Source organism: Metabacillus rhizolycopersici, assembly GCF_020075705.1.
This window is the reverse complement of record NZ_JAIQUM010000300.1, coordinates 1-345: the sequence shown is the minus strand read 5'-3', so window position 1 is coordinate 345 and position 345 is coordinate 1. Positions and strand designations below refer to the sequence as shown.

Sequence of the window (345 nt, the reverse complement as noted above, 5' to 3'; positions counted from 1 at the left end):
GCTTTAGATCGTTGGATTAAAAACTATGGTGAATCTGGTTCGTTCGCTGCGAAAGATAATCGAACAGAAGAAGAAAACGAACTTGCTCGATTACGTAAGGAAAACCAGCGTTTACTGATGGAGAACGATATTTTAAAGCAAGCAGCGCTGATCATGGGACGAAAATAAATGTGATTCGTAACAACGCTCACAAATATTCAGTATCAGCAATGTGTGACGTCCTCAATCTTCCGAAAAGCACTTATTATTATCATGCCGATGAAAGTGACAAACGCGAGAAGAAAGCTGAAGATAAAGAGCTTTCTAGAGAAATCGTGCGTATTTTCAAAGAAAGCCGTAATAATT

Annotated in this window: 1 pseudogene; it reads left to right on the top strand. The window is 38.6% G+C overall.

Annotated features, from left to right (window positions below):
- Positions 1-345: pseudogene (locus tag K9V48_RS28740) on the top strand (IS3-like element IS655 family transposase); the annotation flags it as partial.